Origin of the sequence: Clostridium sp. C105KSO13 (assembly GCF_001517425.1) — a bacterium.
GTDB lineage: Bacteria > Bacillota > Clostridia > Lachnospirales > Lachnospiraceae > Muricomes.
This window is the reverse complement of record NZ_FBWL01000169.1, coordinates 1-25882: the sequence shown is the minus strand read 5'-3', so window position 1 is coordinate 25882 and position 25882 is coordinate 1. Positions and strand designations below refer to the sequence as shown.

General features: G+C 43.3%; 23 protein-coding genes. 3 read left to right on the top strand and 20 right to left on the bottom strand.

Going from position 1 to position 25882, the window contains the following annotated elements; translation table 11 throughout:
• Nucleotides 1–5: 5 nt before the first annotated feature.
• The 9 genes from gpmI to BN3456_RS11165 all read right to left on the bottom strand — a co-directional run bounded on the left by gpmI (nt 6) and on the right by BN3456_RS11165 (nt 8928).
• Nucleotides 6–1547: a 2,3-bisphosphoglycerate-independent phosphoglycerate mutase gene (gene gpmI, locus BN3456_RS11205; protein ID WP_089984229.1), complete on the bottom strand. Its 1542-nt coding sequence runs from the start codon at nt 1545–1547 to the stop codon at nt 6–8.
• Nucleotides 1548–1661: 114 nt separating this feature from the next.
• Nucleotides 1662–2411, bottom strand: coding sequence for a triose-phosphate isomerase (gene tpiA / locus BN3456_RS11200; protein ID WP_089984228.1), 750 nt, complete (start codon nt 2409–2411; stop codon nt 1662–1664).
• A gap of 16 nt (nt 2412–2427) precedes the next feature.
• Nucleotides 2428–3621 (bottom strand): phosphoglycerate kinase, encoded by a 1194-nt coding sequence (locus BN3456_RS11195; protein WP_089984227.1) that lies wholly within the window; start codon nt 3619–3621, stop codon nt 2428–2430.
• Nucleotides 3622–3707: 86 nt separating this feature from the next.
• A complete protein-coding gene (gene gap, locus BN3456_RS11190; protein WP_089984226.1) occupies nt 3708–4721 on the bottom strand; it encodes a type I glyceraldehyde-3-phosphate dehydrogenase in 1014 nt (337 codons plus the stop codon).
• Nucleotides 4722–4872: 151 nt separating this feature from the next.
• Entirely contained in the window at nt 4873–5691 is an 819-nt protein-coding gene (locus tag BN3456_RS11185; RefSeq protein ID WP_089984225.1) for a histidinol-phosphatase HisJ family protein, read from the bottom strand.
• Nucleotides 5688–6758 (bottom strand): tRNA 2-thiouridine(34) synthase MnmA, encoded by a 1071-nt coding sequence (gene mnmA / locus BN3456_RS11180; protein WP_089984224.1) that lies wholly within the window; start codon nt 6756–6758, stop codon nt 5688–5690. Before mnmA ends, BN3456_RS11185 begins: the two co-directional genes overlap by 4 nt.
• Nucleotides 6758–7201, bottom strand: coding sequence for a Fe-S cluster assembly scaffold protein NifU (nifU, locus tag BN3456_RS11175; protein WP_089984223.1), 444 nt, complete (start codon nt 7199–7201; stop codon nt 6758–6760). Before nifU ends, mnmA begins: the two co-directional genes overlap by 1 nt.
• A 19-nt stretch (nt 7202–7220) precedes the next feature.
• A complete protein-coding gene (nifS, locus tag BN3456_RS11170) occupies nt 7221–8402 on the bottom strand; it encodes a cysteine desulfurase NifS (protein ID WP_089984222.1) in 1182 nt (393 codons plus the stop codon).
• A gap of 67 nt (nt 8403–8469) precedes the next feature.
• Nucleotides 8470–8928 (bottom strand): RrF2 family transcriptional regulator, encoded by a 459-nt coding sequence (locus tag BN3456_RS11165; protein ID WP_089984221.1) that lies wholly within the window; start codon nt 8926–8928, stop codon nt 8470–8472.
• A 177-nt stretch (nt 8929–9105) separates the two neighbouring features.
• On the opposite strand from BN3456_RS11165, the gene BN3456_RS11160 reads away from it, so the two are divergent.
• Nucleotides 9106–10428 carry a putative polysaccharide biosynthesis protein gene (locus BN3456_RS11160; protein ID WP_089984220.1) on the top strand — a complete coding sequence of 441 codons (1323 nt, stop codon included), beginning with the start codon at nt 9106–9108 and terminating at the stop codon, nt 10426–10428.
• Nucleotides 10429–10605: 177 nt separating this feature from the next.
• Here BN3456_RS11160 and BN3456_RS11155 read toward each other — a convergent pair whose 3' ends face one another.
• The 11 genes from BN3456_RS11155 to BN3456_RS11100 form a co-directional block, all read right to left on the bottom strand.
• A complete protein-coding gene (locus BN3456_RS11155) occupies nt 10606–11145 on the bottom strand; it encodes a stage II sporulation protein M (RefSeq protein WP_089984219.1) in 540 nt (179 codons plus the stop codon).
• 399 nt (nt 11146–11544) lie between these two features.
• Nucleotides 11545–12093, bottom strand: a complete 549-nt coding sequence (locus BN3456_RS11145; protein WP_089984217.1) for an NUDIX hydrolase — start codon at nt 12091–12093, stop codon at nt 11545–11547.
• A 22-nt stretch (nt 12094–12115) separates the two neighbouring features.
• Nucleotides 12116–13312 (bottom strand): pyridoxal phosphate-dependent aminotransferase, encoded by a 1197-nt coding sequence (locus tag BN3456_RS11140; RefSeq protein WP_089984216.1) that lies wholly within the window; start codon nt 13310–13312, stop codon nt 12116–12118.
• A gap of 346 nt (nt 13313–13658) precedes the next feature.
• Nucleotides 13659–15203 (bottom strand): ribonuclease Y, encoded by a 1545-nt coding sequence (rny, locus tag BN3456_RS11135; protein ID WP_176699188.1) that lies wholly within the window; start codon nt 15201–15203, stop codon nt 13659–13661.
• A 93-nt stretch (nt 15204–15296) separates the two neighbouring features.
• A complete protein-coding gene (locus BN3456_RS11130) occupies nt 15297–15911 on the bottom strand; it encodes a regulatory protein RecX (RefSeq protein WP_089984214.1) in 615 nt (204 codons plus the stop codon).
• Between the two features lies 1 nt (nt 15912).
• Nucleotides 15913–17034 (bottom strand): recombinase RecA, encoded by a 1122-nt coding sequence (gene recA / locus BN3456_RS11125; protein WP_089984213.1) that lies wholly within the window; start codon nt 17032–17034, stop codon nt 15913–15915.
• 321 nt (nt 17035–17355) lie between these two features.
• The gene (locus BN3456_RS11120; protein ID WP_089984212.1) at nt 17356–18021 is read right to left on the bottom strand and encodes a UDP-N-acetylglucosamine pyrophosphorylase; all 666 of its coding nucleotides are present in this window, start codon (nt 18019–18021) and stop codon (nt 17356–17358) included.
• Entirely contained in the window at nt 18018–19028 is a 1011-nt protein-coding gene (locus tag BN3456_RS11115) for a D-2-hydroxyacid dehydrogenase (RefSeq protein ID WP_207644101.1), read from the bottom strand. The genes BN3456_RS11120 and BN3456_RS11115 overlap by 4 nt, the downstream gene beginning before the upstream one ends.
• A 34-nt stretch (nt 19029–19062) precedes the next feature.
• Complete coding sequence (locus BN3456_RS11110) at nt 19063–21111, bottom strand: DNA topoisomerase (protein WP_089984210.1); 2049 nt, start codon at nt 21109–21111, stop codon at nt 19063–19065.
• 7 nt (nt 21112–21118) lie between these two features.
• Nucleotides 21119–22174, bottom strand: coding sequence for an aldose epimerase family protein (locus tag BN3456_RS11105; RefSeq protein WP_089984209.1), 1056 nt, complete (start codon nt 22172–22174; stop codon nt 21119–21121).
• 182 nt (nt 22175–22356) lie between these two features.
• On the bottom strand, nt 22357–23214 hold the full coding sequence (locus BN3456_RS11100) for a patatin-like phospholipase family protein (RefSeq protein ID WP_089984208.1): 858 nt from the start codon (nt 23212–23214) through the stop codon (nt 22357–22359).
• A 178-nt stretch (nt 23215–23392) separates the two neighbouring features.
• On the opposite strand from BN3456_RS11100, the gene BN3456_RS11095 reads away from it, so the two are divergent.
• Entirely contained in the window at nt 23393–25027 is a 1635-nt protein-coding gene (locus tag BN3456_RS11095; protein ID WP_089984207.1) for an ABC-F family ATP-binding cassette domain-containing protein, read from the top strand.
• Nucleotides 25028–25059: 32 nt separating this feature from the next.
• Nucleotides 25060–25335, top strand: a complete 276-nt coding sequence (locus BN3456_RS11090; protein WP_089984206.1) for a GNAT family N-acetyltransferase — start codon at nt 25060–25062, stop codon at nt 25333–25335.
• The last annotated feature ends 547 nt before the right edge of the window (nt 25336–25882 follow it).

The following is a 25882-nucleotide window of genomic DNA, read 5'->3' as shown; positions in this document are numbered from 1 at the left end:
CTTTATCAGTCCTTCTTCAACAAAGATTTTCCTGCCATTTCATTTGGTTGTCTCATTCCCATCAATTCTATTAATGTCGGTGCAATATCTGCCAGACAGCCGCCTTCTCTCAACGTGTACTCTGGGTCAGCGTTTACAAGGATGAATGGAACTGGGTTGGTTGTATGGGCAGTGAAAGGCTCTCCGGACTCATAGTCAGTAAGCTGCTCTGCATTTCCGTGATCTGCACAGATGAACATTTGACCGTCTGCCTCTTTTACAGCTTCAACAGTTCTTCCCACGCAGTCGTCCACAGCCTCTATGGCCTTAACTGCTGCTTCCTCAACTCCGGTATGGCCAACCATATCCGGGTTTGCAAAATTGACAACAATCACATCATACTTATCAGCTTTAACTGCATCTACCAGTTTGCCGCATACTTCGTAAGCACTCATCTCCGGTTTTAAATCATAGGTGGCAACCTTAGGAGACTTTACAAGAATTCTGTCTTCCCCCTCATTTGGTTCCTCCACTCCACCGTTGAAAAAGAATGTAACGTGGGCATATTTTTCTGTTTCGGCAATACGGGCCTGTGTTTTATGATTTTTAGCAAGGAATTCTCCAAATGTATTTGTAATTTTTTCCTTTTCAAAAGCGACCAGTTTATTTTCGATTGTTACATCGTAATCTGTAAAGCATACAAACGTGGTCTTCACACGGGTTCCCCTGTCAAATCCCTGAAAATCATCGTCACAGAACGTCCTTGTAATCTCCCTTGCTCTGTCAGGGCGGAAGTTAAAGAAGATAACTGAATCATCATCTTTAATTGTAGCAACAGGTGCACCATCTTTCACAACTACAGCAGGCAGTACAAATTCATCTGTGGCATCCTTATCGTAGGAAGACTGAATTCCGGATGGCCCTGATTTTACAGCCTCTCCTTCACCCTTTACAAGGGCCACATATGCCTTTTCTACGCGGTCCCAGCGGTTATCCCGGTCCATTGCGTAGTAACGTCCCATAACACTTGCGACTTCCCCTATGCCAATTTCTTTCATCTTTGCTTCCAGCTGCTCCACATATTCTTTTCCGGAAGCCGGTGGTGTATCACGTCCATCAAGAAAGCAATGCACATAAACCTTCTCGACTCCCTGCCCTTTGGCAAGCTCAAGCAGTCCATAAATATGTTCGTTGTGACTGTGTACTCCACCATCGGAAACCAGACCCATGAGATGCAGTGCCGAATTATTTTTCTTTACATTCTCACAGGCTGCAAGTAATGCCTTATTTTCAAAAAAATCACCGTCGTGGATTGACTTTGTAATTTTCGTCAATTCCTGGTACACAATACGGCCGGCACCCATATTCAAATGCCCAACCTCAGAGTTTCCCATCTGTCCATCGGGAAGTCCTACTGCCATACCGCTGGCATAGCCCTTCACAAATGGATACTTTGCCATCAGTTCATCCATAACGGGCGTGCGGGCTTCAGCCACAGCATTTCCCTGCACTTTATCATTTAACCCATATCCGTCCAATATCATTAACACCGTAGGTTTTTTACTCATATCAATCTCCTTCATTTATATACCCTGTACTGCTATTCAGTAAAATCGAGCTTGGCTGCTATATTACAAATTCAGCCAAGCTCGATTTTCTCTCGTGTGAGTTTCCTCTAAGCCTTATTTATAGTGCACGATTTTTCCAAAATCAGCTTTTAGAGATGCTCCGCCTACAAGTCCGCCGTCTATGTCGGGCTGCTCGAATAATTCCGGAGCTGTAGCTGCATTTACGGAGCCGCCGTACTGAATGCGGATTGCCTGTGCTGTTGCTTCATCATAAACTTCTGCGATACATGCACGGATACCTGCGCAAACCTCCTGTGCCTGAGCCGTAGTTGCTGTCTTTCCTGTTCCGATTGCCCAGATTGGCTCATAGGCAATGACTGCAGACTTAGCCTGGTTCGCAGTTACGTTCTGAAAACCTACCTTTACCTGCTGACGGATAAAGTCCATGGTCACGCCCTGCTCTCTCTGCTCTAATGTCTCGCCGCAGCACATAATCGGTGTAATATTGTGCTCAAATGCTTTTAACATCTTTTTGTTTACATCTTCATTTGTCTCACCAAAATACTCTCTTCTCTCAGAATGTCCGAGAATAACATATTTTACACCTGCATCTACAAGCATTTCCGGAGAAATTTCTCCTGTGTAAGCGCCGCTCTCCTCAAAATACATGTTCTCGGCTCCAACCTTGATGCTGCTTCCTTTTACCGCCTCAGCAACAAGAACAATGTCGATTGCCGGCACGCAAAACACAACATCTACATCTCCATTTGCTACTAATGGCTTTAATTCTACCGCCAGTGCCACTGCCTCGCTGGGGGTTTTATTCATTTTCCAGTTTCCTGCAATAATTTTTCTTCTTGCCATAATATGGCCTCCTTTTTTACTTATCGTTAGCTGCTGCTACGCCCGGAAGTTCTTTACCTTCCAGAAATTCAAGGGATGCGCCGCCGCCTGTGGAAATGTGTGTCATCTTGTCTCCATACCCCAGCTGATTTACTGCCGCCGCAGAATCTCCGCCGCCGATAATTGTAATAGCGTCTGTCTCAGAGAGTGCCTTTGCCACTGCCTCTGTGCCTGCTGCAAATTTTGACATTTCAAAACAGCCCATAGGTCCGTTCCAGACAACTGTCTTAGCGTTCTTTACTGTGTCAACATATAATTTTGCTGTCTCGGGTCCGATATCCAGTCCCATCCAGCCATCCGGGATAGTTCCCTCTTTTACTACCTGCACATTTGCATCATTGGAAAATGCATCTGCAACCACATGATCGGCAGGAAGAAGAAGTTTTACGCCCTTATCTTCTGCTTTTTTTATCATATCAAGTGCATACTTGCAGTAATCTTCCTCTAAAAGAGAACTTCCAACGCTGCCGCCCTTTGCCTTGCTGAATGTATAAGCCATTCCACCGCCGATGATAAGTGTGTCCACCTTATCCAGAAGATTCTCAATGACAGAAATCTTGCTGGATACCTTGGAGCCACCTAAGATGGCAACAAATGGTCTCTCCGGATTCTCGACTGCGTTGCCAAGGAAATCAATTTCCTTCTGCATCAGATATCCAACTACAGCTGTGTCAACGAACTTTGTAACCCCCACATTAGAGCAGTGTGCGCGGTGAGCTGTTCCAAATGCATCATTCACAAATATATCGCAGAGAGAAGCCAAATCCTTGCTGAACGCCTCTTTGTTCTTTGTCTCCTCCGCTCTGTAGCGTGTGTTCTCCAGAAGAATAACATCTCCGTCTCTCATAGCTTCCACCGCAGCCTTCGCATTCGGTCCCACTACATCAGGATCCGCTGCAAACTTTACTTCCTGTCCGAGCAGTTCAGATAACCTGACTGCCACCGGTGCAAGTGACAACTCCGGAAGGGGTTGTCCCTTGGGCTTCCCAAGATGAGAGCAAAGAATAATCTTACCGCCGTCTGCAATCAGCTTCTTGATTGTAGGCAGTGCCGCCACAAGGCGGTTCTCATCTGTAATCTTACCGTCAATCAAGGGCACATTAAAGTCACATCTTACAAGAACTCTCTTGCCCTTTACATTAATATCATCCACCGACTTTTTATTGAGCATATTGTGTTTCCTCCTGTTTTCTTGTTAAACAAAGAAAAGGTCCGGTCCTATATCAGGCCGGACCCTCATGAGTCTTTTTTTTAGTTTTACAGTAATGTTCCAAAGTGTTTAATTGTTCTTACCATCTGGCTTGTGTAAGAATTCTCATTGTCATACCAGGAAACAACCTGTACCTGTGTTGTTCCGTTGTCCAATGGAAGTACCATTGTCTGTGTGGAATCAAACAGGGAACCAAATCTCATTCCAACAATGTCGCTGGAAACAATTTCATCTGTGTTATAGCCGAAAGATTCGTCAGACGCCGCCTTCATAGCTGCATTCACATGATCAACTGTTACATTTCCTTCTACTACTGCTGTCAGGATTGTTGTAGATCCTGCCGGAGTAGGAACACGCTGTGCAGATCCGATCAGCTTTCCGTTCAGTTCAGGAATAACAAGTCCGATTGCTTTTGCTGCGCCTGTGCTGTTTGGCACGATGTTGATAGCACCTGCGCGGGATCTTCTTAAATCACCTTTTCTCTGTGGTCCGTCCAAGATCATCTGATCACCTGTGTATGCATGGATTGTGCACATGATACCTGATTTAATCGGCGCAAGATCATTCAGAGCTTTTGCCATAGGTGCAAGACAGTTTGTTGTACAGGAAGCTGCAGAAATGATATTGTCATCCTTTGTCAGTATTTCATGGTTTACATTGTATACGATAGTAGGAAGATCATTTCCGGCCGGTGCGGAGATAACAACTTTCTTAGCGCCTGCTTTGATATGAGCTTCTGCTTTTGCCTTGGATGTATAGAAACCTGTACACTCCAGAACTACATCTACGCCAATCTCTCCCCATGGAAGTTCTTCAGCGTTAGCCTTTGCGTAAATTTTGATTTCTTTTCCGTCTACTTTGATGGAATCCTCTCCTGCTGAAACTGTGTCAGCCAATGCGTATGTTCCCTGTGTAGAGTCATATTTTAATAAATGAGCCAGCATAGCGGGAGATGTCAAATCATTGATTGCAACTATCTCATACCCCTCTGCTCCGAACATCTGTCTAAATGCAAGACGTCCGATACGACCAAATCCATTAATCGCTACTTTTACTGCCATGATTAATTCCTCCTAAAGTTTGAAAGTTATCAACTGTTATACAGTCATAATATTGTGAAATCCCTAGACAAAACAGCTACTTGTTAAAGATTCATCAACTACAAATCATTGTACTAAATCGAAAACAAAAATTCAAGTGATAAATACATTTTTATGGAAGTTGTTTAAAAATCGGTTTTCTGTCTTTAAATTCTGTATAGTATTTAAAACCAGACTTCCTTAAGATGCCGGCGGCCTGCTGGAACTCATAAGCGATGTGCTCCGGCTTGTGGGCATCCGCCCCGATGGTAATGATTTCTCCTCCTAATTCATGGTAACGTCTGATAATATCCGGATGGGGATGACCAAAACCAAGTCCATACTTAAACCCCGACATATTCAACTCGATTCCTTTTCCCATTTCAATAATCCTTTTTATAATCTCGTCCAGAAGGTCTGCATATTTCCTGCAACTGTAGTCCCGAGCTTGATACCGCCCGTAACGAACTACATAATCAACATGTCCCAGAACATCGAAAGCTGCTACCTTGTTCAGATTCTTGAGGGTCACAAGAAATGCTCTCCGATAAAACTCTTCATCCGTATATCTGTCCAGCGTCTCCTTATAATAAGGGTCTTTTCCATCAATCAAATGCACAGAACCAATCACAAAGTCGAACGGATATCTTCTAGTAAGCTCCTCAAAATATTCCCCAAGGTGGGGCTGCAGACCAATTTCAATGCCTATGCGCACATTGATTCTGCCAGCATACTCCTCTTTTAGGCTGCTTAATACCTCAAAGTACCTGTCAATATCAAAAATAAATTCCGGAGCTTTTGCATGTTCATAGATTGGATAATCCTTATCATTGTGATCCGTAATGCATATTGTATGAAGTCCCTTTTGGACAGCACCTTCTATCATGTCTCTTGGTGGGGTGCTGCAGTCGGAGGAAAAACTGGTGTGCATATGAAAATCGCAGTCGATCATAAGATGGTTCCTCCTCCCAGTATATACTCTCCGTTATAAAACACAACAGCCTGACCAGGAGTCACTGCCCGTTGTGGTTCCTCAAATGTGCAGAGTACCTCATCATCTCCCGTCTTTTCTACTGTACACCAGGCTCCCTTGTGGTTGTATCGAATCTTGGTCCAGACACGCAAAGGTTCTGTCAAATCTTCCACAGACATAAAATTCAGCTGATTTGCCTTCAACGTATCGGCCATGGATTCTTCAGCTGTTCCCAGTACTACCTCATTAGTGCTGGGATGTATCTCCAGGACAAAAGCCGGATAGCCCAGGGCAAGTCCCAATCCTTTTCGCTGTCCCACTGTGTAATGAGTGATGCCTTTATGTCGGCCCAGGACATTTCCGTTCCTGTCCACAAAATTCCCTTCCGGTATAGATGCCTCTGCATTTTCCTCTATATAAGCGGCATAGTCCCCATCGGGCACAAAGCATATGTCCTGACTGTCCGGCTTATTTGCAACTCTCAAATTGATTTTTTCCGCAATGCGGCGCACTTCATCTTTGGAATATTCCCCTACAGGCATCAGGGTATGTTTTAACTGCTCCTGGGTCAGGTTATAAAGTGCATAGGTCTGATCCTTTTCAAGCGTAGCGGACTGACGCAGAGTATAACGCCCATTTTCAAGCTTCACAACTCTGGCATAGTGGCCAGTGGCTATATATTCAGCTCCAATAGACATACTGCGTTTGTAAAGTGATTCCCATTTCACATAACGGTTGCATGCAATGCAGGGATTGGGAGTCTTCCCCTGTAAGTATTCCTCTACAAAATAGTCAATAACATGCTCTTTAAATTCCTGTTTGAAATTCATGACATAATAGGGAATCCCGATGTCTGCAGCCACTCTTCTAGCGTCGTCCACTGCACTTAAACCACAGCAGCCTCCGTTTTCTTCCTGAACAGCCTGCTCCTCATCCTGCCATATCTGCATGGTTACCCCAGTCACATCAAATCCCTGTTCTTTCAAGAGATATGCCGCCACTGAAGAGTCCACCCCACCGGACATCCCGACTACTACCTTGCTCATTAGTACTCCTCTTCCTCTGCTTCCTCGCCTTCATGGATATCTGATTTTGGTTTTTCCAATCCTTCAATCTTAATCCCGTTTTTTTCTGCATAGTCCCAAAGTGCAGCATGGATAGCCTCCTCTGCCAGTAGAGAACAGTGTACCTTTACCGGTGGAAGCCCGTCCAGTGCTTCCATAACTGCCTTGTTAGTAATCTGCATTGCCTCCTGGATATTCTTTCCCTTTACAAGTTCCGTCGCCATGCTGCTTGTTGCTACCGCTGCTCCGCAACCGAAAGTTTTAAACTTTACATCCCTAATGATATGGTTGTCATCAATATCCAGATAAATTCTCATGATGTCTCCACATTTTGCGTTGCCCACAGTTCCGACACCGCTGGCATCCTCTATCTCTCCTACATTTCTCGGATGCTGAAAATGATCCATTACTTTTTCTGAGTACATTTATTTTCCCTCCAACTTATTATTTTTGTTTCTTTATAAAGTCTTCATATAAAGGAGACATTCCACGCAAATTATCTATGATTCCCTTCAAGGACTCTACGACATAATCCAAATCTTCTTTTGTGGTGTCTTCTCCCAGTGTCATGCGCAGTGAACCATGGGCAATTTCATGAGGCAGTCCGATTGCCAGCAATACATGTGAAGGATCCAGAGAACCTGATGTACATGCAGAGCCGCTGGATGCGCAAATGCCCTTCATGTCCAGCATAATCAGAAGAGATTCCCCTTCCACAAACCGGAAACTGAAATTTACATTATTCGGGAGCCGCTTTTCTCTGTCCCCGTTGAGCCGGCAGTATGGAATTTCATTCTCCATTTTCTCGATCAGATAGTCTCTGAGTTTTCTTTCCTTCCCGGTGCGCTCTTCCATAGAAGTAACCGCTCTCTCTACAGCCTTTCCAAGGCCCACAATTCCCGGTACGTTCTCTGTACCTGCACGGCGCTTCCGTTCCTGAGCTCCTCCGTGTACGAAGGAGCGAATCTTCACACCGGTTCTGATATAAAGAAAACCTATGCCCTTTGGCCCGTTCAGCTTGTGGCCGCTGGCACTGAGCATATCTATATGACAGGCGTTTACATCGATAGGTACCTGGCAAAATGCCTGTACTGCATCCGTATGGAAGAGGATACCGTGTTCATGGGCTATCTCACCAATTTCCTTGATTGGCTGAATGGAGCCGATTTCATTATTTGCATACATGACAGAGATCAGGATAGTATCCGAGCGGATTGCCTTTTTTAGTTCATCCAACTTTATAATCCCATTCTCATCCACATCCAGATATGTGACCTCATATCCCTTTTTCTCCAGATATTCGCAAGTGTGCAGGATTGCATGGTGTTCTATCTTAGTTGTAATAATATGTTTACCTTTGCTTTCATAAGCCTCTGCAGTTGCTTTCAAAGCCCAGTTATCAGATTCAGAACCACCGGCAGTAAAATATATTTCATTGCCTCTGGCACCAATTGCATCTGCTATAATGTCTCGCTGCCTTGTTATGACATCTTTATTTCCCGCCGCAAAACTGTACACGCTGGAGGGATTTCCGTAATTCTCTGTGAAATAAGGAAGCATTGCTTCCACGACCTCCGGTGCTGTTCTTGTTGTAGCAGCATTGTCCAAGTAAATCAGCTTATCCATTCTTTTTATCCTCCTAAATTTAAAACTTTATACCACGGCACTTTTTTGCCGATCGGGTAAATTCCAACTAATTCTTGCAGCCGGCCCGCCCCTGCATATCCTGGCTGCTCATTCTGCTTTGTTCTTTCACCAGCTGGTCCAGTCTTATCTCATCCACTGTCTGGTTGATACTATCATTGATGCGCTGCCATACATATTTAGTAACGCAGACATCGGCAGACTTACAGCCTTCCTCTGGATTTAAACCCGAACACTTCACAGGGTCCAGACTTCCTTCCAGTGCTCTTAATACATCACCTACAGATATCTCTGACAGATCCTTCGCCAGCACATATCCTCCGCCGGCTCCTCTGATGCTTTTCACAAGTCCGGCTTTTTTTAGTAAAGCCATCAGCTGTTCCAGGTAACGTTCGGAAATCTCCTGTCTGCCTGCAATACTGGTAATGGAGACAGGCTCATCTCCGCTATATTGCGCCAGATCAATCAGTGCCCGCAGTCCATACCTTCCTTTTGTAGACAACTTCAAATTATCACCTTCTTATAATTATTGTTTCAATTCCCAACAAATATAATTCCTATAACTTCAATCCCTATTCTTTTACTAGGATTTAATGCATTTGTAGAATACCACCTGGTTTCAGTTCTGTCAACCCGGGAAGAAGAATATGTTGTAAAAATATGTTTTTTAGGAGATACAACACGCGTGTCCAGAAAACAGACTATTATACGAGGAACCTTTGTTCTCACTGCCACCGGTTTTCTATGCCGTTTCATGGGATTTTTCTACCGTATTTTCTTAAGTCATACATTTGGCGAGGAGGGTGTAGGTCTCTACCAGCTTATTTTTCCGGTTTATTCATTGTGTTTTGCACTTACGGCGGCAGGCCTTGAAACAGCCATTTCAAGAACTGTTGCACAGAAAGTTTCTTTAGGAAAGCAAAAAGAAGCTCGGGAAATCCTTGTTCTTGGGCTTTTCTTTTCCTTTTTATTATCCTGCGCATGTGCACTTGTCCTGCAGGGGAATGCCGCCTACATTGCCGAAAAATTTTTAGGGGACGCCCGCTGTGAACCATTGCTCATCCCATTATCCTATGGACTTCCTTTTGCCGCCATACACTCCTGCATCTCAGGATACTGTTATGGCATGAAGGAAACTAAAATCCCTGCTGTTTCTCAGCTGGTTGAGCAGATTGCCAGGATTCTCTCGGTTTATGTCTTTTACATGATTATCATTAAAAAGGGGAGTGATGCCACAATTACAATTGCCGTGCTTGGTCTGGTTATTGGAGAAATGGCTTCGGCCTTCTATTCTGCAAAATCTCTCTCTCGAAACAGACATCCCTTTGCGCGCCTGCATTTTACATACACCGATATAGTATCCCGGTTTGGGGAGTTGATTCCTCTCTCCCTGCCCCTTACTGCAAACAGGGTACTGATCAACCTGCTTCAGAGTATAGAAGCAATTTCTATCCCTGCCCGGCTGCAGCTGTACCACCACACTAACTCAGAGGCGCTCAGTATGTACGGCGTGCTCACTGGAATGGCCCTGCCCTGTATTTTGTTTCCTTCCGCAATCACCAGCTCTGTCTCCATTATGCTTATGCCTACAGTTGCGGAAATCCAGGCCACAGACAACTATAATGAAATGGGGAATATTATAAAAAAAGTAGCAGGCTCCTGCTTTATACTTGGTCTCGGATGCTGCTTTATTTTCCTTGTTTTCGGAAACTGGATAGGAACTGTCTTATTCGGAAGTTCAATTGCAGGAAAATTTATCATCACCCTATCCTGGATGTGCCCTTTTTTATACACCAATTCTGCTCTCTTAAGTGTCATCAACGGGCTTGGAAAAACCACCTTCACATTTTTAATCAACTCCTTTGGGCTGATCATACGAATTGCAGGTGTATTCTTTGCCATCCCCCTGTTTGGAATTCAAGGATATCTCTGGGGCATGCTGGTAAGCCAGCTGGCGGTCAGCGCCTGTGCAATAGGCGTTTTGCATAGAAACTTAAAGGGGGTCTGACCCTTTTGACCTCCGAATTCTCAATTGTTTGAATCAATTAAGAAAATAGACCGAAAAAAATAAGAATCCGGCTCGCCGGACTCTTATTTTTGTATTTTATTATATTATGATATAGGGGGCAAAAGATATTTTTCCCCTCTGATGCCTACGGCTTGCTACGCACTTTTACTCCTGGCATCATAATGTTGACAAAAACGCCTGCATCAAAATAGGATTTACATACGCCTCCAGTACTATACCTATCACCATCGCCACACCCGCAAATACGGTTTTCTGCATATTCCATCTATTCTTAGGATATGTATAACCGTACCATATAACCACCATATATGCAGGCACATAAAGAAGGAATTGCGGAAGAATACCGACAAAACAGAGAATACTCCCTTTCACGCCCATCCCAAGAACCGCCATTGACAAAAGCATTCCACAAGAAAAGCCCGTCCAAATCAGAAATGCTATGGATGAAAATTTTCTCAGTTTTGTAAAACTCAGTCCCAACAGAAGCAGAAACGGCGTTACACGAATTTTAATCAAATACCAGATATATTCCTGAGCAACAATCTCCGCAGTCTGATATTGCTTCAAGAAATAATCACTGAATATTCCCGGCTCTGCCGTATATTTTTTCATTATCAGATTCACATACAAAATTCCCAACAAAAACCCCGGCATAAAGAAAGCAAATAACTGCTTCCTCGTTTGAAGTATCTTCACAAACTCTCCTCCCTTAGTTCAGATACATTATATATATGCCGGTTACAGTCCAGCCATGCAAATTTTCGGCAACATATGTAGAAGAAAGCTTGCTTTCGTATACATATGCTGTTGAAAATTTATATGGCGCTCTGCCGCAGCGAGATGCAGCGAAGCGGAGTCGAGCTGCATGGCTGGACTGTAACACACCTCCCTTGCCATATTTTCGGCAACATATGTAGAAGAAAGCTTGCTTTCGTATACATATGCTGTTGAAAATTTATATGGCGCTCTGCCGCAGCGAGATGCAGCGAAGCGGAGTCGAGCTGCATGGCTGGACTGTAACACACCTCCCTTGCCGTATTTTCGGCAGCATATGTAGAAGAAAGCTTGCTTTCGTATACATATGCTGTTGAAAATTTATATGGCGCTCTGCCGCAGCTTAGTGTCATACGCGAGCAGCGCAGATATTGTCTTCCCGTCTTCTATCTCGCCGGAAAATATTTTTTTCTTTAATTCTTCCATCGTATAAGCCTTTAAATCAATAAATTCATCGTCATCCAGATTCTGCTTTGATGGTATCAGATTCTTTGCAACAAAAACTTCAATCTTCTCATTACAGAATGCTACTGTTGTCCGCAATGTGATTAGCCACTCTAAATCATCACTGCGATATCCGGTTTCTTCCTCGAGTTCGCGACCCGCACAGATTATTACAGGCTCATCTTCTGTATCCAGACATCCAGCCGGAATCTCCAAGGTGTTTCGCTCCAGTGCATTTCGGTACTGTTTTACCATCAGTATTCTGCCGTCATCAGTTACCGGAACAACTGCTGCGGCGCCCTTGTGATGAATATAATCCCATACCACAATATGATCTTTGTCAATTTCCATCGTATCCTGATAAAAATCAATTATCCTTCCCCGGAACTTCAGCTCTCGTTTCAGTCTTTTAATTTTTTCGCTCATACTACGCTCCTTCTCATCTCCTCTACAGAGAGGAAACAAATTCTTCGATTCTGTTAAGGCCCTTCTCAATGGCCTCTAATGAAATAGCATAGGATAAACGTACAAAATTGTCAAATCCAAAATCCGCACATGGAACAACCGCCACTCGGTAATCTTCCAAAAGGATCTCTGCCGCTCTTGCTGCCGTTCCTATTTTCCCGCCTTTATAAGATTTTTCCAATACATGCGAGAAATCCACAAATACATAAAAGGCACCTTCCGGTTCCAGAGTCTCAAGTAAAGGCATCTGAGAAATTCTCTCATAAATGTATTTTCTTCTCTTATCAAATTCTTCTCTCATGACAGCAACTGCAGCCTGGTCTCCTGTTAAAGCCTCCAACGCCGCCTTCTGGGCGATGGAATTGGGATTGGAGGTTTGATGGCTTTGCACACTTCCCATCATCTTTGCGATTTCTGCACTTGAGCCTGTATATCCGACTCTCCAGCCTGTCATAGAATAACTTTTTGATACACCACTGCATGTAATCGTTCTCTTATATATTTCATCCCCCAGTGAAGCGATGCTCACATGCTTCTTCTCACCGTAGATTAAATATTCATACATCTCATCCGCTACAACATAAAAGTCCTTTTCCACTGCAATATCAGCAATTGCGCGCAGCTCTTCCTCAGAATAAACCATACCTGTAGGATTGCTCGGTGTATTTAAAATCAATGCCTTTGTCTTGTCAGTAACAGCATCCCTTACCTGCTCTGCGGTTACCTTGTAACCATTAGATTTTTCACCGTAGAGATATACAGGTACACCGTCGGACAGCTTCACAATCTCAGGATATGTGAGCCAGTAAGGTGCCGGAATGAGCACTTCATCCCCTGGATTAAGTATTACTTCAAAAACATTTGTCAAGGAGTGTTTTCCCCCATTACTGATTACAATCTGATTAGACTCATAGTGAACACCATTAAAACTCTCAAACTTATCACAGACAGCTTTCTTTAATTCTGCTGTCCCCGACGCAGGTGTATATTTTGTAAATCCATCTCTAATCGCTTTTATTGCGGCTGTATTAATATTATCAGGAGTATTAAAGTCGGGTTCTCCGGCTCCGAATCCGACTACATCAATTCCTTCCGCTTTCATTGACTTTGCTTTAGCTGTAATTGCTAATGTTGATGACGGCTTCACACCTGACGCTTTTTTCGATAATGTAAGTGGCATATTCTCTTCCTCCAATTTCTTTCACTCTGATTTTTTATTATAATATAAGATTTTGCGTTTTGCAAGTTCATTCTTTAAATTATTCTTATTATACTTTCTAATCTATATATTTTGTTATATTCTATGCGTTTTTGCAATTATGTTTCCACCTACATTCATTTTTTCGGTAATGCACTCACTTCATACATATACTTATCTTATATTGATTTGAAATCGGAAGGTTTTCTTTTTATTCCCGCGAGTAACGAGCCAAGCGGAAAAGCAGACATTTCCATTTGACTTACAGGCACAGAAAAGCCCTTGTCCTAAGACAAGGGCTGTACTTTCGTTTCCTATCTGATCTGGATTATTTCGCATAATCAGTAACACGTGACTCACGAATTATATTTACTTTAATCTGCCCCGGATATTCCAACTCAAATTCAATCTGCTTTGCAATATCCCTGGCCATAAGTACCATGTCATCATCAGATACTTGGTCCGGAACTACCATAACTCGAATCTCTCTACCTGCCTGAATAGCAAAAGACTTCTCGACACCTTTAAACTGGTTCGATATTTCTTCTAGTTGTTTTAATCTGTTTGTATATGTTTCAATTGTTTCCCGTCTGGCTCCCGGTCTTGCTGCAGAAATGGTATCAGCAGCCTGTACCAGACATGCAATCAATGTCTGTGGTTCCACATCTCCATGATGAGCTTCAACTGCATTAATTACCGTTGCAGACTCCTTATACTTTCTGCAAAGATCTGAACCAATCTGGATATGTGACCCTTCCACATCATGATCAATGGATTTCCCAATGTCATGCAGAAGTCCCGCACGCTTTGCCATCCTGACATCCACGCCGATTTCACCTGCCAGAAGGCCTGACAGCTGAGCCACTTCAATAGAATGTTTCAATGCATTCTGTCCATAACTTGTCCGGAACTTCATACGCCCAAGCAGGCGAATAAGTTCCGGGTGAATTCCAGGTACACCAACTTCAAGAGCGGCTGCCTCTCCTTCTTCCCTGATCATTGTATCCACTTCTTTTTGAGCCTTTTCAACCATCTCCTCAATTCTGGCCGGATGGATACGTCCATCCACAATCAACCTTTCAAGGGCAATTCTGGCAACTTCTCTCCTGATAGGATCAAATCCTGACAATACAACCGCCTCCGGCGTATCATCAATAATCAGCTCAACACCGGTCAGAGTTTCAAGGGTTCTGATATTACGTCCCTCCCGGCCTATGATCCTTCCTTTCATCTCATCATTTGGAAGCTGCACTACGGAAATTGTGGTTTCAGCCACATGATCTGCTGCACATCTCTGGATTGCATTGACAACATACTCTTTTGCCTTCTTGTCCGCTTCTTCCTTTGCCTGTGTCTCCAGCTCTCTGATCATTCTGGCTGTGTCATGTTTAACATCTTCTTCAACAGTTTTCAACAAATACTCTTTTGCTTGTTCGGAGGTAAGTCCTGAGATTCTTTCTAGTTCCTGTACTCTTTTCTGATTAAGATTCTCTACTTTAGCTTCACGCTGTTTCAGTTGCTCTTCTCTTGCTGTAAATTTTACTTCACGCTGTTCAATCGTTTCAGATCGTTTATCGACTGCTTCTTCTTTTGCAAGCACTCTTTTCTCATAGCGCTGCAATTCATTTCTTCTTTCTTTAGTCTCTTTTTCCAGTTCGTTCTTTGTCCTGATGGACTCTTCCTTCACCTCTAAAAGAGCTTCTTTCTTTGTCGTCTCAGCAGTTTTTACGGCATCGTCAATTATTTCCCTTGCTTTTGTTTCCGCATTTCCAATCTTGGATTCTGCATCGTTCCTCAATTTAGAAATAGTAGCATAACGAGTAATAATACCAACTATCAACGCGAGGGCTACAGCAATAACAATACTTATCATTGTCGGCACAGGAGCACCTCCTTATTCAATTTTCATTGTACATTTTCACTTAAAAATACAACACTTAAATTTTATACTGTTTTCACAATTCTGTCAAGCATTGTCATTATGATTTTGTATCACTTGACGGATGTCTTCATAACGGAAACCTTTCCTGGCCAGATACCCATATAACTTCTGCATCTCCGCGGGGTCCGGTTGTGAGAGATTGACCCTTTTTTTTCGGATAAGCTGCTCTATGGCAGCCTTCTCACTCTCATCTTGGTAACATTCTTCAAAGGCAAGATCAATCTTGTCTGCCGCCACACCTTTGCCGCGCAGCAAAGCATAAATCTCTTTTCTGCTTTTCAGTGACTTCCTGCTCTCAATAAACTGCTCTGCATACCTAAGGTCATCTATATAATGAAATGACTTCACGTACTGAACAGCCGATTCTATTGCTGCCTCAGGATAAAGTCCACGCTTCAGCTTCTCACGTAGTCCTGCCTCCGTGCGGTCCATGTCCTCCAGCAGATGCATCGCCCTGGCTTTGGCGCGCTTTAGAATAACTTCATCCCATATCTTTTGCCTGGTCTCTTCTTTCAGCTCTGCACCACTTTGAATTCCATATCGCGTCAGTTCACCTTTATACAAAACAAAAGCAAATTGGTCATCCAGAAAAACTTTATATTTTGTTTTTGTCACAGACTCTAATTTCGTAACTTTCACTTTAAGCTTCCTCTTCGCGGGTTCCTCCACTCGTCAGATTTTCCTTTTCTGCCGGCTTCCCTGATCGTTTTCCCTTTTTCTCAAGCTTCAGGTCTTCTGGGTTATCGGATTCATTCTCTTTACCATCCAGATTGTAATGAGCACGCACTTTATGATCAAGCTCGTCCATCAATTCCGGGTGTTCTGTCAGATATGCTTTTGCATTCTCTCTGCCCTGACCGATTTTCTCGCCGTTATAGGCATACCAGGCCCCGCTCTTTTTTACCGCGTCAATGCCTACTGCAAGATCCAGAATATCTCCCTCTTTAGAAATCCCCTTTCCAAACATAATATCAAACTCAGCCTCTTTAAAAGGAGGGGCAATCTTATTCTTTACAATCTTGATACGAGTACGGTTGCCGACCATCTCTCCACTCTGCTTGAGAGTCTCTATCTTTCTCACATCCATTCTCACGGAGGCATAAAATTTCAAGGCACGTCCGCCTGTTGTTGTCTCCGGACTGCCGAACATTACCCCAACCTTCTCACGGAGCTGATTAATAAAGATCACAATACAATTTGATTTGCTGATAACCGGAGTCAGCTTTCTAAGAGCCTGGGACATCAGCCTGGCCTGCAGCCCCACATGACTGTCCCCCATATCTCCCTCAATCTCCTGACGTGGCACCAGGGCAGCTACAGAGTCTATGACAATAATATCGATGGCCCCCGACCGTACCATGGTCTCAGTAATCTCCAGAGCCTGGTCTCCACTATCCGGCTGGGAGATATACAGCTCATCGATATCAACACCTATGTTCTTCGCATATGCCGGATCCAGTGCATGTTCTGCATCGATAAAGCCTGCGATCCCGCCTCGCTTCTGTACTTCCGCAACCATATGTAAGGCAATCGTGGTCTTACCGCTTGATTCAGGCCCATAGACCTCTATCACACGACCCTTGGGGACCCCGCCCAGGCCCAGTGCCAGGTCCAGGCTCAGGCATCCGGTGGGTACTGTCTCCACTGACGCATGGGCACCCGGTTCTCCCAACTTCATGACTGTTCCTTTTCCGAAATCTTTCTCTAACTTCGCAATCGCCGCATCCAGCGCTTTTTTCTTATCACCATTTGCATTTGCCATAATACGTTACTCTCCTTCTGATTTTCGAACAGTTGTTCGTTTTCCTAATAATATACTATTATACTTGCTTTGGAATGTCAACAAAATTCCGTCATATCCTACTTTAACTTTAATTTTAACCATACACCGGAAATCTTTTTGACGAATGTCGAGATTACAACTAAAAAGAGCTTTTAGACTTTCAATTGATATAGTTATATTAGCATTACTTTCCCAATAAAACAATCCCCTTTTTAAAAACAAAGGTAACTGTTACAACTATTTAGAACCAGGCAGCTTTGCCGGGTGGGTGACTGCACCTCTGACAAAGCTGCCTGTTTATTATTGCTTTTCTGCAATTTCTCCTTGTTTCTTATAAATGCTTTTTCCAGGTACATATCCCCTCACAGATGACAGGGGATAAATGTTTGTGTGGCTTCCCACAACAGTCCCCGGATTCAGAATACTTCCACACCCCACTTCTACCTCATCTCCCAGCATGGCACCAAACTTCTTCCTGCCTGTCTCAATGTTTCCCTCAGGTGTCTTTACTACAACCAGTGTTTTATCTGATTTTACGTTGGATGTAATGGAGCCCGCCCCCATGTGGGACTTGTATCCTAAAATAGAATCCCCGACATAATTATAATGAGGCACCTGCACTTTATTGAACAGGATTACATTTTTCAGTTCTGTGGAATTACCAACTACTGCGCCTTCCCCCACAATCGCATTACCTCTGATAAAGGCACAGTGTCTTATCTCTGCATTTTTACCAATAATGGCAGGTCCGGTGATGGACGCCGTAGGCGCTACCTTTGCGCTTTTGGCAATCCATACATTTTCGCCCTGCTTTTCATATTCATCTTCACTCAAAGCCGCCCCAAGCTTCAAAATAAATCCGCTGATTGCCGGCAAAACTTCCCACGGATAAGTTACTCCGTCAAAAATGTCCCGGGCAATGGTTTCCTCCAGGTTATAAAGGTCTTTTACAGTAATTTCTTTCATTTCATTTCCTCCTGTTTTCCTGCCGGTTCACAGAACTTCCTGTATCCGGTCTGAAAATCCACTTCATTTTTTATATGACCACCCGAAAATATTTGTCTCAAATTATATGCCGCGATTTCCACTATACTTTCCAGAATCTGGACTGCATGATAATTTCCGGACACATGGGGTGTAACCAGCAAATTCGGAGCATCCCACAAAGGAGAGTCTGCCGGGAGAGGCTCTGTCTCGGTTACATCCACTGCTGCCCCGCCCAGTCTACCGCTTTTCAGCGCCTCACATAAATCTTCTGTGGGTATCAGGCTGCCCCTTCCCACATTTAGAAGAATGGCTCCTCTTTTCATCTTAGACAGGCGTTCCTTACGGAACAGATGATCTGTCTCCTTCGTCCCCGGAAGTGAACAGGCCACAATATCTGCCCTTCCCAGCAAATCATCCAGTGCATCCATCTGATACATGCCCTCTAGAAAGTCGGGCTTTGAAACTTTATTTCTGCGAATACCCAGAACATGACTGCCCAGAGCATTCATTTTCCGGGCAAACTGCCCTCCGATGTCCCCCATACCCACAACCAGAGTTACAGAATCTACTATTGTTTTTACCGGGCCTTCATCCTTCCAATCATGTGTCTTCATATTGTCCTGATAATGGTTGAGCTTTTTCATTAGCATCAGCGTCATGCCCAGCATATGTTCCGAAATTGCCGGACCATAGGCCCCTGTCGCATTGGCAAGCCTGGCCCCTGAAGGCATAACCCCAGGATGTGTATATTCAACTGCTCCGGCGCTGCTTAACTGCACCAGTTCCAGATGCTTTGCCCCTTTTAAGTACTTTGCAGGAACTGTGCCTATAATAACATCTGCATTTTCTACCATTTTCTGTGTTATGTTCTCGTATAACTCATACAGGAAATGTACATCCCCACTGCCTGGGATATCCGCCACAGTATTTTCTAAGTATGCCTTATGCCGCTCTTTCACCGGAATTGAAACCAGAATTTCCTTCACTTTAATATCCTCCTTCAACTGTAAATTTTCGTCATTATTTTTTGCTTCGGCCTTTCTTATAGAACTGAGCCGCTCTATCATAACAGCTCCTGAGCTGATATTGATTATTCAGTCCCTTTACACCATTTGTCCGGCTGATGATAAAATGATCTAACTTCTTCATATATTCATCCGGAGTGATGTCGCCCTCTGCCACGTAATTCAGCCCCTTTTCCCAGCTTGCCGTCAGTTCAGGATTAAGGAGAGATTTGATGGAGTTGTTAACCACATCATAGACCATCTCGCCTTGTAGGGTGGGAGTAATAATCTGGGTCTTTTTATTCAGCGATAAATACTTATTATTTACGAGCTTTTTCAATATTTCTGCACGGGTTGCACTGGTTCCGATCCCACTTCCCTTTATCTGAGCCCTAAGTTCCTCATCTTCAATGAGCTGACCTGCATTTTCCATAGCCAGAATCATAGAGCCGGAATTATATCTTTTAGGCGGAGAAGTTTCTCCCTCCTTAATATCCAATGAACGGACAGTTAGGACAGCTCCCTTTTTTAAGCTCTGTATAACCCGAAAAAAGCTTAGGTCCATGTTCTGACCACCCTGATTTCCTCCATCGCCGCTTTCATCATTTTCATTATCCGCAGTATCTCTGCCGGTCTTTTTCTTTGTCTGAGGGTTGCCTGTCACTTTTAGGTATCCTTCTTCGGCAAGAACTTTAAAGCTGGAAAAAAAGCTTTCCTCCTTTATCTTTGTTGTGATCGCTACTTTCTGATAAACAGCAGGCGGATAGAAAATGCTCAGGAACCTCCTTACAATGCAGTCGTAAACTCTTCCCGCTGTGGCAGAAACGGATTTCAGAGCATTTAATCCCTGTCCGGTGGGAATTATAGCGTAATGATCTGTAATCTGTTTGTCGTTGACATATCTTGTCTTTGTCAGGCCTTTGTGGCTTCCAAAGGACAATATATCCTCCAGATAGGGCACTGCCATTGGATACTTCGCAAGGCCGTTTAAATTCCTGCTGATTTCCTTTGCCACAGCAGTAGACAGCACACGGGCATCAGTCCTGGGATACGTGACAAGTTTTTTTTCATAGAGCTCCTGTACGATCCTGAGTGTTTCATCCGGACTGATTTTGAACCGCCTGGAACAGTCATTTTGCAATTCTGCCAGGTTGTAAAGCAGAGGCGGATTTTTCTTTTCCTTTTTCTTCTCGATGGATACTATCTGACAGGTCACAGGCTGAGGCTCTCCAAGGTATGTCACCAGATCCTCTGCCTTCTCTCTTTCCTTAAAACCGTTTTCTTTATATAAATCAAAGGATTCAAAGTAGCGGGAACCCTGTACGGCCCGCCACTCTCCCTCAAAAGTCTGCTCTTTTGTTTCAATGGTACTCATGACACGGTAAAAAGGCGTTTTTACAAAATCGCGGATTTCCCGTTCTCTTCGCACAATCATCCCCAGTACACAGGTCATAACACGTCCTACGGAAATAACCGCATACTTGGTATTCAGATAATTTGAAATGCTGTTGCCATATTTTAGGGTCAAAAGACGGGAAAAGTTTATTCCCATGAGATAGTCCTCTTTTGCCCGCAAATAAGCAGAGGCGCTAAGATTATCATACTCTGATAAATCTTTCGCGTCCCTGATTCCGCGCAAAATTTCTTCCTCTGTCTGTGAATCAATCCAGACCCGCCTTCTTTGTTTGTCCTTAACATGAGCTTCCTGCTCCACCAGACGATAAATATATTCCCCTTCTCTTCCAGAGTCAGTGCACACATAAATCGTGTCCACGTCATCCCTGGTCAGCAGGCCACTTACTATTCGAAACTGCTTTTCCACTGCCGGAATAACCTCATATTTGAATTTTTCCGGGATAAAGGGTATCGTGTTTAAACTCCACCGCTTCAGTGCAGGGTCATATTCTTCCGGATAGCTCATTGTAACTAGATGCCCTACACACCAGGTCACAATTGCCTCTTCCGATTCCAAATACCCGTCTTTTCGCCTTGTATTCAATTTTAATGCTTTTGCGAATTCCTGAGCCACGCTGGGCTTTTCTGCAATATATACTGATTTTCCCATAAAAATATTATATTACCTGTTCCTTTTTTATTGCAAAACGATATTCCGTAATGGTCTCATAGTTCTCACCGGCACGACATATCGGACTCCTAAAATTTTCATGGTGAATAGAATCCGGAAAGTACTGCGTTTCAAAGCAGACTGCTGAACGTCTTCCATACACTGCCCCATCCTTGCCCGGCTCCTGATTCAGGAAATTGCCCGTATATACCTGCACTCCTGGCAAATCCGTCCATACTTCCATAGCAATACCGCTGACATCTCCGGCTGCTTCAGCTGCCTTAGCAAATTTCCCATCATTTTTCAATACCCAGTTATGGTCATACCCATTTCCCAGACGGATGGCTTCATAGTCTGCGTCAATTCCTGCACCTATCCTCTTAAATGTCCGAAAATCCATAGGAGTTCCGGACACAGCAGCAACCTCTCCAGTGGGAATGGATTGTGCATCTGTTTTTGTAAAATAATCAGCATCAATCATGATCTGATGATCCAAAATGTTCCCGCTTCGGTGTCCGTCCAGATTGAAATAACTGTGATTTGTCATATTGATAATTGTGTCTTTGTCGGGTATGGCCTGGTATTTAATCCGCACTGTATTATCCTCTGTCAATTCGTAGGTAACCCTCATATCAAGGCTCCCCGGATACCCCTGATCTTTGTCAGGACTGTGGAGAAGGAAGGTGATAGTATTTTTTTCTTCTTTCTCTGCCTGCCACATACGTTTGTTGTAATAGTCAGTTCCACTGTGTAGGTTGTTGCCATTTTCATTTTTCTCTAATGAGTAATGGACGCCATTGATTTCAAATGAAGCTTCCCCAATTCTGTTGGCATTTCTGCCTACAGTTGCTCCAAAAGATGCACTGCCCTTTTCATATCCACCGGCATTGTCATAACCAAGAACCACATCCACAGGATTTTCTTCCCTGTCCGGTACGAGCAGGGAAACAAGTGATGCACCGTAATCCGTAACTGCAAGTTTCATACCTTTGCTGTTGCCTATTATATAAAGAGTGGTGTTCCTTCCATCTTTTAGCTTTCCAAAATCTCTTTTTTCTGACATAATATTTACCTCCTCCATCTTCTGTTAAATCTCTTTCTAAGCCTTTCTAGAATAGACAGCTTTCTTTTTCCATACTGATATTAAAAACGGGGTCAGACCCTTTTGCCCTCCATTGTCAGAATATTCTTAACCTTTCAGAAAAATTCAAGCTGTTCTCCTGGTAAGTCACTAAAACATTTTCTTTAAGATTCAAGATACTTCATCAATCTCTCATATTCTTTCTTCATAAGATCATAGCCGTGATTGTAAAATGCGGTTAAATTCTCTTTCTTCTTTTCCATTCTCGCCACAGGCTTTGCAAGGGGACGCAGCACAAATATCTTTCCCTGTCTCTCCAGAGCCTCCAGATAGTTCATTGTATGGTTATAATAAAGGCTTCTTGTCAAAATTGCCTTTACCAGATTTGGATAGGATTGGTAGGCTCTGCGATATATTTTTATCATGCCATTGGAAAGTTTCTTCTTCCTGTAACCTGCATTTCTCGTAAGAATTACCACAATCTTCTCGTTTTCTGCTTCCATAGCATGCCTGACCGGCACACTATCTGCAAGACCTCCGTCCAGGTAGGGTGTATCATCCACATTTACAATAGGCGTAACCAAAGGCATGCTTGAAGAAGCACGGCATATTTTCATCAGTTTGTCACGATCAGAGCGTTCATCAATATACTCTGCCTGTCCGGTCAGACAATTTGTAACCACCAGCTCGCACTTTATCTCAGACTGCAAATATGTTTCATAGTCAAATGGATATATCTGATTTGGAAATATGTCAAAAATCAAATCCATATTCATTAAACTTCTTTCTTTCATAAACTTTCCAAAACTATAGAAATAACTTTCACTTTTGTTGGAAGGTATCATGCAATCTCTCGTCCTGCCGGGCTGCCTGGATACATAGTCTACCGCATTACAAGACCCGGCGGAAACCCCAATTACATGGGACATATATAAATCCTGTTCCATTAAATAGTCCAGGACTCCTGACGTAAATACTCCTCTGGTCGCCCCGCCTTCCAAAACTAACGTTGCTTTTTGCATTATTTTTCCTCACTTTCTCTCTTATTATATAACGGTTTTCATTTTTGGGAAACACCCTTATTTTAATTTTTCCGTTGAAACTGCTGTAAACCTTGCCATTTTGCTGTAACTCATGTTAAGATAACCGTTGGGATTACAGATTATATATAGCTATATGAACAGATAAAGGAGAAAAACTATGATCAGTGCAAATAATGTAACATTACGCGTAGGGAAAAAAGCGCTGTTTGAAGATGTAAATATTAAATTTACCGGCGGAAACTGCTATGGAATGATTGGTGCCAACGGTGCAGGAAAATCTACTTTTCTAAAAATCTTATCCGGGCAGCTGGAGCCGACGAAAGGTGAGGTGATCATTACCCCGGGAGAACGTCTTTCCTTTCTGCAGCAGGATCATTTCAAATATGACGAGTACGTGGTACTCGATGCCGTCATTTTGGGCAACGCCCGCTTATATGAAATTATGAAGGAAAAGGAGGCAATTTACGCCAAAGAAGATTTTACAGACGAAGACGGAATCAAAGCAAGTGAGCTGGAAGCAGAATTCGCTACAATGAATGGCTGGGAAGCAGAATCTGATGCCGCAATTCTTCTGAACGGACTTGGTATTGACACAGAGCTGCATTCCAAATATCTTAAAGACCTGACCGGGGCAGAGAAGGTCAAGGTTCTACTGGCCCAGGCCCTGTTCGGCAATCCGGACATCCTGCTTCTGGATGAGCCTACCAACCATCTGGATCTGGATGCCATTGCCTGGCTGGAGGAGTTTTTAATCAACTTTGAAAATACCGTTATTGTGGTATCACATGACCGTTATTTTTTAAATAAGATATGTACCCAGATTGCAGATATCGACTACGGCAAGATTCAGCTCTATGCCGGAAACTATGACTTCTGGTATGAATCCAGCCAGCTATTAATCCGCCAGATGAAAGAGGCAAACAAGAAAAAGGAAGAAAAAATCAAAGAACTGCAGGATTTTATTTCCCGCTTCAGCGCCAATGCCTCCAAATCTAAACAGGCTACTTCCCGTAAGAAAGCACTGGAGAAAATTGAGCTTGACGAAATAAAACCTTCCAGCAGGAAATACCCATATATCGATTTCCGTCCAAAACGTCAAATTGGGAATGAAGTTCTGTCTGTAGAAGGTCTTTCTAAAACCATGGACGGAGAAAAGATTCTGGATAATATTACGTTTACATTAGGACATGATGACAAGGTTGCCTTTGTCGGCAGCAATGAACTGGCTAAAACCGTATTGTTTAAAATATTAATCGGAGAAATGGAACCCGACGAAGGAACCTACAAATGGGGAATCACAACCTCCCAGTCATATTTTCCAAAAGATTTCGGAAGAGAATTTGACAGTGACTATACCATCACAGAATGGCTGACCCAGTATTCAGATGATAAAGATGTTACCTATGTCCGGGGATTTCTCGGAAGAATGCTTTTTGCCGGAGAAGACGGTGTGAAACGCCTAAAAGTACTTTCGGGTGGAGAAAAAGTCCGCTGTCTGCTATCCAAGATGATGATTTCCGGCGCCAACGTTCTGCTGCTGGATGAACCCACCAACCATCTGGACATGGAATCCATCACCGCACTGAACAACGGAATGATAAAATTCCCCGGTGTACTGCTTTTCACTTCTCGTGACCACCAGATTGTACAGACCTGTGCAAACCGCATTATGGAAATTGTGCCGGGCGGAAAGCTGATCGACAAGATCACCACATACGATGAATATCTGGAAAGTGATGAAATGGCAAGAAAACGCCAGACTTACACAATTCAAACCGAAGAAAATGATTAAGAAGAACAACGGAGCAAAAAGGAGGTTTTAGTATGGAATTTGTACACAACGCAAATCAGATTGCAGTATATACCCCCGATTACCTGGTAATAGCAGAAGTCACATTTCCCAACATAGACGATACAACGGTAGATGTGAACCACACATATGTAGATAATGTTCTCCGTGGCCAGGGCATAGCCGGGAAACTTATGGAAGAGCTGATTCAGGACCTCAGAGAAAGTGGCAAAAAGGCAATACTGACTTGCCCTTATGCCATAAAATGGTTCGAGAAACATCCCGAATGCTCAGATGTCATAAAAGCATAAAGGGGGTCAGACCCTTTTGCGGGCCGTTTTCAGAATATTCTTAAGATTTAAAATGCAAGCAGCCGCCGGATTTTCTTTAACATATTGAAAATCTGGCGGTTTCTTCTAGTCGGAGGCTGTGCGTGCAGAACTGCTCTTATGTCACTTAATCCATAGGTATCAAGGGTCAAAATACCTTTTGACCCCTACGTCATTATATTAATTCTATATAGGCTTGTCAATTACACATCCACTACTATTGACAGGATATTCTAAAAACATCCTGCAAAATAATCAGTCCCCTTTCTGTGATCCCCTTTATTTAGCAAAAAAAAAAAATCCATAGTATTTAAATTCAAAATACTTACGAACTGTCTTGCACACTATATTTTAATAATATTCTGATAATGAACTGCAAAAGGGTCAGACCCCTTTTGATACACCTTCAAAACTACATACAAAGAATCATCCTTATTATCTCCTATCACCTTGTCTGGTTATGCCCTCGACCTATTAGTAACAGTCAGCTCCATGCATTGCTGCACTTCCACCTCTGCCCTATCTACCT